This window comes from Acinetobacter sp. UBA5934 (assembly GCF_002430855.1).
GTDB lineage: Bacteria > Pseudomonadota > Gammaproteobacteria > Pseudomonadales > Moraxellaceae > Acinetobacter.
This window is the reverse complement of record NZ_DJDC01000189.1, coordinates 18,177-27,123: the sequence shown is the minus strand read 5'-3', so window position 1 is coordinate 27,123 and position 8,947 is coordinate 18,177. Positions and strand designations below refer to the sequence as shown.

The window sequence follows — 8,947 nt, the reverse complement described above, 5'->3', positions numbered from 1 at the left end:
AAAGTAAATTTCACCGAGTCAACTTGACGTTAAATTCTGAATAGAGATGGAAACGCAAGCTAAAGACTGTACGAGGAGTATGTATGAGCACTGTTCAAATCCCTGAATATACAACAGATCCATTCTTTGGCTTAGAAGACAAATGGATTGAAACAGCAGAAGGTGAGTTGACTCACTATCACGAAGTGGGTGAAGGTACCCCAATTTTGTTCTTGCATGGTTCAGGTACCGGTGTATCTGCTGCTGCAAACTGGTGGTTAAACCTGCCATCAATTGGTGAACAGGCACGTTGTATCGCGATTGATACCATTGGTTATGGTCAAACTGTAGTGGCTCCGAATACTGCTTATGGTATCCGTGCTTGGGTAGATCATGCGGTTCGTACTTTAGATGCACTTGGCATTGAAAAAACCTGGTTGGTGGGTAACTCTTTGGGCGGCTGGTTAGCATTCCAGATGGTACTTGATTACCCTGAGCGTGTATTGGGCATCGTGTCTATGGGTACTGGCGGTGCAAAACAGACTGCTGCACTGAAAGCGCATGCGAACCCGGTATTGACTGAAGAAGGCATCAAGAAAACGCTTTCTATGTTTGTCGTAAACAAAGACCTGATCACTGATGAACTGGTGAAAGTACGTTTTGCTTCTGCTGCAAATGACTATGCATCGAATCGTTTGATGGACGTTGTTGGCGCACGTGACCGTGACCGTTTCGAATTCCCATTAGACTTTGAAAAAATGAAAGACATCACTGTGCCGGTACTGTTAATTCACGGTACTCAGGACGTGGTGATTCCGGTATCACGTACTTGGGATATCTTGAACATTGTACCAAATGCTGATGCGCACATTTTCAGCCAATGTGGTCACTGGTCTCAAGTTGAAAAAGCTGAAGAGTTCAATACTGTCATTAAAAACTATTTAACTGCTCGTGGCGTTTAATCCCGTCGTATAGCGAATAAAAGGGGTGACTTCGGTCATCCTTTTTTTATGGGCATATTAAGGGCTAATAAAGTTGGCTGCCACATTGATGGTGATGGCCAGAATGGTGGTATTAAATCCATAGGCCAGAAGCAGGTGCAAAGTGTTTAATACTCGCATTGCGGAATGGGTAATGGAAACATCGGCCGTTTGTGCGGAAGTTCCCACGATATAGCTGAAATATAAAAAGTCGGGATAAGTCGGTTTAGGGGTTTTGGGAAAATCCAGCCCGCCTTCATTATGCCTGTCTAATGCCAGATAGAAGTCATGCGCATAATGAATCGCGAAAATGGTATGCATCAGGAACCAGGCCGAGGTAATGGTCACCATGGATAAGATTAAATGACCTGTTCGAATTACAGTATTGTTAGGCAAATTATTGACTTCAATAATAATCGCAATGAAACAAATAATTAAGGTCAGCAGAACCAGAAAAAGAATCAGCCATTTACTGGCATCTTGCTGTTTGGCCCGCTGCAGGATGTGGGCATGGTCAATGTGCCAGAGTTTTTTAAAGGTGAAAAATAAATAACTATAGATCGTAAGATTCCAGCTCAGTAAAACACAGGTCGACCAGTGCCAGGTGGTCATTAACTGAAAACCAAGATACAGCACAGCAATTACGGGAAAGGTCAGAAAGAAATAAAGATGATGCTGAATTCCTGTTTTTATACGCAGTAGTAGATGCATAATACTCAAGCCTTTATCGTTGTTCTTGTTTTTTAAGATTTTAATAAGCTGGTAGAAAATTTATTAGACTTAAGTTGTAATTTTAGCTAATCAGGTATTGGTTATAAATAGTGAAAAGAAAAGTTATGAGTTATTTCCTATCAAGACTGCTGGAATGATATGAAAAAAGAGTAAGACTTAAGTCTAAGCCGGGTTAAAAATACACAAATTGAAATAAAAAAAAGCCCCATTATTTATTAGCAAAATAATGGTGGCTTCAATTCAGTGCAAAAGTGTAAAAAAAGTTTTTTAAGTGCGGTTAATGTTTAGATAAAACACATGGGTCAGCAATTCAATAAATTTCTTCACAGCGACAGAACTGCTGTTTTTATGGTAGCTCACATACAGGTCAAGGTAAGGCAGTTCCACATCCAAGGCACGAATCACAGTATTGTTCATGGTCAGCGGGGCGACATAACCCGGCAGGATGGTACAGCCTAGGCCCATCCCTACAGAATTGATATTAAACAGGATGTTGTCGGCTTTTTGCACAATATTGAATTCAATCCCGTTGGCATGGGCAAAATCCATAATGGCATTATGCAGCGTTAAAGACTGTTCCGCAGCAGGAATAATAAAATCGATGCCGTTCAATTCCTTAACCGGGATGCGCTCATATTTAGCCAAAGGATGGTTTTCCGGCAAAATGAAGATCAAGGGTTCGCGCAGTACGAACAGGCTTTCAATTTCATCACTGTTAAAGTTGTGTCGGGTAAAGGTGACATCCAGTTCGCCTTTTTTCAGCAACTTCATTTGTTCATTGTTGTTTAAGCTGAGCAAATCAATTTTTAAATCAGGATTTTGCACGCGTAAATTCGGCAGTACGTAAGGGAAAATTTTCATTTCCGCAACCGGCACAAACCCAATGCGCAGCATTTGCTGTTTGGCTTGTGAGACCTGACGTGCCATGGCAATGGCTTTGTCTGCCTGGGCCAGGGTTAAACGGGCTTGTTCAAGAAATACGGCACCTTCTTCGGTCAGCTCAACCTTGCGTTTGGTGCGATAAAGCAGTTTTACCCCGACATCTTCTTCCAGGTCTTTAATTTGCTGGCTTAAAGAGGGCTGAGCGGTATAAAGCTTTAAGGCAGCCTTACTGAAGTTAAGTTCTTCTGCAACGGTGATAAAATAGCGTAGGTGTCGTAATTCCATATAACTCGTCCAAAAGAGTAATCCAAAAAATGTCTTACTATATTTTTGTAGCAGTATAATCTATAAACAACTATTAGGTGAAGATTATTCTGTCATTTAGAAAATAAATGATCTTGCGTTTTCTATTAGTGTTTAAATATATAAAGCACCATTTTGAATAATCCATAAAATATCTTAATTGAAACAAAAAAAATATTTCACCAAAACTGGCTAAAAATCCATTATCGCTGAAAAGTTGAGTCTATTTACTTTGTGCCATTACTGGTCACAGGAGAGCTTTTCATGAGTGGAAAAATTGATGTGCGCGAAATCGACGCTTTAGTCGATGCACAAAATGGACGTATCTCGCCGTCGATCTATACTGACCCAGATCTATATGAATTAGAACTTGAACGTGTGTTCGGTCGTACTTGGTTGTTCCTTTGTCATGAAAGCCAAATTCCTAAGGCTGGTGACTTCTTCAATACCTATATGGGTGAAGATCCAATCATTGTGGCACGCCAAAAAGATGGCTCAATCAAAGCATTCTTAAACCAGTGCCGTCACCGCTCTATGCGTGTGAGCTTCGCAGACTGTGGTAATACCCGTGCATTCACTTGCCCATACCACGGCTGGTCTTACGGTATTGATGGTTCACTCAAAGACATCCCGCTTGAAGAGCGTGCTTTCCCGCAAGGCGCATGCAAAGAGCAATGGGGTCTGGTGGAAGTGAACCGTGTGAAGTCATACAAAGGCTTGATCTTCGGATGCTGGGATGAAACCACTCCAGATCTAGAAGAATACATGGGTGATATCGCATGGTATCTCGATGGCGTATTAGACCGTCGTCCGGGTGGTACTGAAATCATCGGTGGTGTACACAAGTGGGAAATCGAGTGTAACTGGAAATTTGCTGCTGAACAGTTTGCATCTGACCAATATCACGCCTTGTTCTCTCACGCATCTGCAATCCAGGTGCTTGGTGCAAAACCTGATGACGAATCATCTAAAAAATTAGGTGCTGCGCAAACGGCTCGTCCAGTTTGGGAAACAGCGAAAGACGCGATCCAGTACGGTTCACGCGGTCACGGTTCAGGCTTCTTCTTCACAGAAAAACCAGACGCTAACGTATGGGTTGACGGTGAAGTTGCCAACTACTTCCGTGAAACGTATGAAGAAGTGAAAGAACGTCTGGGTGAAGTTCGTGCACTGCGTCTTGCAGGTCACAACACCATGTTCCCGACATTGTCTTGGTTGAACGGTACTGCAACACTTCGCGTATGGCACCCACGTGGTCCAAACAAAACTGAAGTTTGGGCATTCTGTATTGCCGATGCTGAAGCGTCTCAAGAAGTGAAAGAAGCTTTTGAACGTTCTGCAACACGTGCTTTCGGTCCTGCCGGTTTCCTTGAGCAAGATGACTCTGAAAACTGGATCGAAATCCAAAAAGTGCTTCGTGGTTACAAAGCGCGTAAAAACCGCTTGATCATGGAAATGGGTAAAGGCAACGAGAAAGTACGTGAAGATGGCATTCCGGGTATCACCAACTATATTTTCTCTGAAACTGCAGCACGTGGCATGTATCGCCGCTGGGCAGATTTATTGATCCATGAAAAATGGGAAGACGTGGAAAAAGCAGCTGACGAATATGAGAAGGAGCTTATGAAATGAGTCAGATCAGTTTAGAACTTCATCACCAAATTAGTCAGTTCCTGTATCGCGAAGCAAAATTGCTGGACGACTGGAAATTCCGCGACTGGTTAGCAGTACTGGCTGAAGATATTTCTTATACGCTACGTACGACACCAAACGCTCAAACTCGTGACCGTCGCCGTTCGATCGAGCCACCGACAACTTGGGTATTTAACGATACCAAAGATTTGCTGGAACGCCGTGTTGCCCGTCTGGAAACCGGTATGGCTTGGGCTGAAGAGCCTCCTTCACGTACCACTCATATGGTGTCTAACATCATCGTTGAGGCAACGGAAGTTGAAGGCGAATACGACGTTTACGTAACGTACTTGTTGTACCGCACCCAGAAAGAAAAAGATGTCACTATCTACTGTGGTAAGCGTCACGACAAGATCCGCAAAGTCGACACTGAACAAGGTTTCCAGATCTTTAACCGTAAGATCACCCTTGATCAGGTGACTTATAACTCACATAACCTGAGTGTGTTCTTCTAATGAATAAGATTTTTGTTTGCCAAGTTGACGAATTAGACGAAGGCGAAGCATTGAAAGTAGATTGCGGCGTGAATGGTATTGAAGCGCTTGCAGTGTTCAACAATGGCGGTGAGTTCTTTGCAATGAATGACCGTTGTTCACATGGTAACGCTTCTATGTCAGAAGGTTATCTGGAAGATGACGGTACTGTAGAGTGCCCGCTCCATTCAGCACGTTTCTGTTTGAAAACTGGTGAAGCATTATGTTTACCAGCAACTGATCCAATCAAAACTTTCCCGGTGATTGTTGAAGATGGTCAGTTATTTGTAGAGATGGCAGGAGAGTAATCATGGGTTGGCTACAAGGCGAAGTTGCACTTATCACGGGTGGTGGTTCAGGACTCGGCTGGGCACTGGTTGAGCGTTTCCTTGAAGAGGGTGCGCAAGTTGCAGTATTGCAGCGTTCACAGGCTAAAGTTGATGCATTGAAAGAACATTTCGGTGATCGGGTTTTAGCAATTGCCGGTGACGTAGCCAGCTATGAAGACAACGTCCGCGCAGTTAATGCGACAGTTGAGCGCTTCGGCAAACTTGACTGTTTCGTCGGTAATGCCGGTATCTGGGATCACTATGCTGATATCGTCAATACCTCTGGTGAGCAGCTGGAAAAAGCCTTTGACGAGATTATGGGCATTAACACCAAGTCTTTAATTCTTGGTGCGAAGGCTGCGCTGGATGCATTGATAGCTTCTGAAGGTTCTATCATATTTACTTTGTCTAATTCTGCGCTGTACTCGGCAGGCGGAGGCCCTGTATACACAGCATCCAAGCATGCCGGTGTCGGGATTATGAAAGAACTGGCTTATGAGCTTGCGCCTAAAGTACGAGTGAACGCGGTTGCGCCATCAGGTATGAATGTCAATATCAAAGGTGCGGCATCACTGGGTCAGGAAAATCTTGGTCTGCTTGATGCGCGTGATCCTGAGAAAATTGCACGTGGCATGCCACTGAACTTCTTGCCTGAACCGGAAGATATGACTGGTTCATACGTGCTGTTGGCATCTCGTCAAAACAACCGTCCTTTGACCGGTGTTTTAATTAACGCTGAATGTGGTCTGGGTATTCGTGGTTTACGTCAGCCACGTGCAGGTTTCTTTGACGAATAAAATTCAGTCTGAAATGTAATGGACTTACTCGGTAGCCTGTTCTGGGCTACCTTCCGTTCTGGAGTCTCTCATGGCCGTTAAACTTATTTGTGCTTCGCACAGCCCATTAATGGAATTTGCTTCACCGCAAGAACAACGTCAAGAACAAGCTGTTCGTGATGCGTTTGAAAAGCTTGCTGCGGAAGTCAAAGCTTACGACCCAACCCTGATCATCACTTTTGGTCCTGACCATTTTAATGGCTTCTTCTATGACCTGATGCCAAGTTTCTGTGTCGGCATTCGTGCTACCGCAGCAGGCGATTGGGACTACGGTAAAGACAATGCCAAAATTAATGTACCTGAAGAAACAGCGCTGAATCTGGTTCGTCGCGTGCTGGATGAAGGTGTCGATGTTGCGTACTCATACCGTATGCAAGCCGACCATGGTGTGACTCAGCCTTTACACTTCTTGTGTGGCGGTCAGTTGGATCGTTACCCAACCATTCCCGTATTTATCAATGGTGCTGCAGCACCGATGCCAACCACCAAGCGTACTGTGGCTTTGGGTCGTGCAGTTGGTCAGTTCATCAAGTCTTTAAACCTTGAAAATGAGCGTGTACTTGTTTTAGGTACCGGTGGTTTGTCACATGATCCACCTACACCGCAAATGGGTTCGGTTCCACCAGAAGTGGAAGAGTTCCTAATTGCAGGGCGTAACCCAACTGCTGAAGCACGTAACGCACGTCAGTCCAAGATTATTGCTGTAGGTCAAAAATTGGCTGCGGGTGATAAATCTGTTGCTGTGCCGTTGAACCCTGAGTGGGATCGGGCATTACTGGAAACCTTTGCCAAAGCAGACTTTGCCGCCATTGAAGCAATGACTGAAGCTGAAATTCGTGTTGAAGGTGGTCGCGGCGGTCAGGAAGTCCGTTCCTGGATGGCTGCATTTGCTGCATTACATGAAGTGGGTGAGTACGAAATGACAACTCACTGCTACGAAGACATTAGTGAGTGGATTGCGGGCTTCGGCATCGTATCTGCAGAATTGAAATAAGGATGAAACCCATGAGCCAAAATGCTATCGAAACCATCGTTATCGTCGGTGCTGGTCAAGCTGGTGCTAGCGCCATTTTAGAACTCCGTGCCAACAAATACGAAGGCAAAATCATTTTGGTGGGTGATGAAACACATCTGCCTTATGAACGTCCGCCTTTGTCTAAAGACGTGATTCTCAAGCCTGAAGACACCAAAATCGAAATTCTGTCAGAACAAAAACTGGCAGATTTAGGCGTTGAGCATATTCGCGGTAATGGCGTGGTGAAAATCAATGCCGACGCGAAAACGGTCGAACTTAAAAATGGCGACGTAATTGCCTACGACAAGTTGCTTCTTGCCACTGGTGGTGCAGCACGCCGTTTACCGAACTTCGATGCTTTAGGCAAACACGTTTATACGCTACGTAACCTTGAAGATTCTCAAGCGCTGGTTCCTGTGCTTCAACCGGGCCGTCGTTTGATTCTGATTGGTGGTGGTGTGATTGGTCTTGAGCTGGCATCTTCTGCACGATTCAAAGACTGTCAGGTGACTGTGATTGAAATGGGTCCTATGGTGATGGGCCGTTGTTCACCACGTATCTTGAGTGAATTCCTGCTTGAGCAGCATCGTCAAAATGGTGTGGATGTCCGTTTGTCAACTGCAATTGCAGATTGCCGTTTAGAGGGCGAAGAAGTTGTGGTTACCCTTGAGAGTGGTGAAGAACTTCGTGCCGATGCTGTGGTTTACGGGATCGGGATCGTGCCGAACGCACAACTTGCAGTAGATGCCGGTTTGGATGTTGATGTTGCGATTAAAGTCAATGAACATTGCCAAACCTCGAATGCTGACATTTATGCAGCAGGCGATGTTGCGACTCAATTACGTGACTGTGGCAATCACCGCCGCGTTGAAACCTGGGAAAATGCTAACCTGCAAGCAGGCATTTTCGCACGTCACGTGATGGGCGTTGAACATCCGAAAGCCAATCCGGCCTGGTTCTGGACCGATCAGCTGAATATCAACTTCCAGTTTGTTGGTGATATGGCGGCAGCTGAGTGGCAGATCCGTGGTGAAATGAATGCAGCCAAAGGTGCAGACAATTCATTCGTAATGTACGGTGTGACTGATGGTCAGATCGTTGCCGGGATTACTGTAAATGCAGCAAAAGAAATGCGTCATTTGAAAAAAATGATCAGCAAAAATACTGTTTTTGATGCTGAAAAACATTTGGATATCGCGCAAGACTTACGCAAAATTGCTTAAGTTTTGTTGAGATATCTTTGGACAGACCTATGTTTTGCATAGGTCTGTTTTTTTATGTTTATCGAATATTATCTATATGATCACTACCTCAAGTTTCAGTTTTGGTTTGTATTACTTTGCGTAGGTAATGCCTCACTTTTGAGAGATCAAAAGTGACAAAAATCTTTTGCTAAACTGAGGATATGTCCATATATCCCAGTTTAGCGGCGGCATCCATGCCGCCTCCAATGTAGTCGATAAAGGGAAGGACAATAGTTTGTCTTAAACTTTATTAGTCACTAGCTGTGCGAGTAGCTCCAGACCTGAATAGTGGGTTTCAGGTTGAGTAGTTAGAACAATCAAATTTGAGAATGAAATGAAATCATCATTGCCGGTCACGGCAAGTATTTACGCTTTACTGGTACTTATCTGGGCGATGACTCCGCTGGCGATTGTCTGGAGCGTGCAGGAGATTCACCCGATGTGGGTGCTGATCATCCGTTATTTTGGCGCATCCATTATCG

General features: G+C 44.5%; 9 protein-coding genes and 1 pseudogene. 8 read left to right on the top strand and 2 right to left on the bottom strand.

Annotated features, from left to right (window positions below; translation table 11 throughout):
* Positions 1–83 precede the first annotated feature (83 nt).
* Positions 84–941 (top strand): alpha/beta fold hydrolase, encoded by an 858-nt coding sequence (locus B2Y23_RS13925; protein WP_291355591.1) that lies wholly within the window; start codon positions 84–86, stop codon positions 939–941.
* 57 nt (positions 942–998) lie between these two features.
* On the opposite strand, the gene B2Y23_RS13920 is transcribed toward B2Y23_RS13925, so the two are convergent.
* Both B2Y23_RS13920 and hcaR read right to left on the bottom strand, forming a co-directional pair.
* Positions 999–1,673, bottom strand: coding sequence for a DUF1345 domain-containing protein (locus tag B2Y23_RS13920; RefSeq protein ID WP_291371462.1), 675 nt, complete (start codon positions 1,671–1,673; stop codon positions 999–1,001).
* 285 nt (positions 1,674–1,958) lie between these two features.
* Positions 1,959–2,858: a DNA-binding transcriptional regulator HcaR gene (gene hcaR / locus B2Y23_RS13915; protein WP_291371460.1), complete on the bottom strand. Its 900-nt coding sequence runs from the start codon at positions 2,856–2,858 to the stop codon at positions 1,959–1,961.
* 282 nt (positions 2,859–3,140) lie between these two features.
* Here hcaR and hcaE point away from each other — a divergent pair, with 282 nt between their 5' ends.
* From hcaE to B2Y23_RS13880, 7 genes and pseudogenes are all read left to right on the top strand, one after another.
* Positions 3,141–4,508, top strand: coding sequence for a 3-phenylpropionate/cinnamic acid dioxygenase subunit alpha (hcaE, locus tag B2Y23_RS13910; protein ID WP_291371458.1), 1,368 nt, complete (start codon positions 3,141–3,143; stop codon positions 4,506–4,508).
* Complete coding sequence (gene hcaF / locus B2Y23_RS13905; protein WP_291371456.1) at positions 4,505–5,023, top strand: 3-phenylpropionate/cinnamic acid dioxygenase subunit beta; 519 nt, start codon at positions 4,505–4,507, stop codon at positions 5,021–5,023. The genes hcaE and hcaF overlap by 4 nt, the downstream gene beginning before the upstream one ends.
* A complete protein-coding gene (hcaC, locus tag B2Y23_RS13900; protein WP_067722172.1) occupies positions 5,023–5,349 on the top strand; it encodes a 3-phenylpropionate/cinnamic acid dioxygenase ferredoxin subunit in 327 nt (108 codons plus the stop codon). Before hcaF ends, hcaC begins: the two co-directional genes overlap by 1 nt.
* Before the next feature lie 2 nt (positions 5,350–5,351).
* Positions 5,352–6,167, top strand: coding sequence for a 3-phenylpropionate-dihydrodiol/cinnamic acid-dihydrodiol dehydrogenase (hcaB, locus tag B2Y23_RS13895; protein WP_092819094.1), 816 nt, complete (start codon positions 5,352–5,354; stop codon positions 6,165–6,167).
* Positions 6,168–6,237: 70 nt separating this feature from the next.
* Positions 6,238–7,200: a 3-carboxyethylcatechol 2,3-dioxygenase gene (locus tag B2Y23_RS13890; RefSeq protein ID WP_291355579.1), complete on the top strand. Its 963-nt coding sequence runs from the start codon at positions 6,238–6,240 to the stop codon at positions 7,198–7,200.
* 11 nt (positions 7,201–7,211) lie between these two features.
* Positions 7,212–8,444, top strand: coding sequence for a 3-phenylpropionate/cinnamic acid dioxygenase ferredoxin--NAD(+) reductase subunit (gene hcaD, locus B2Y23_RS13885; protein ID WP_291371454.1), 1,233 nt, complete (start codon positions 7,212–7,214; stop codon positions 8,442–8,444).
* A gap of 355 nt (positions 8,445–8,799) precedes the next feature.
* Positions 8,800–8,947, top strand: a pseudogene (locus tag B2Y23_RS13880) (EamA family transporter); the annotation flags it as partial.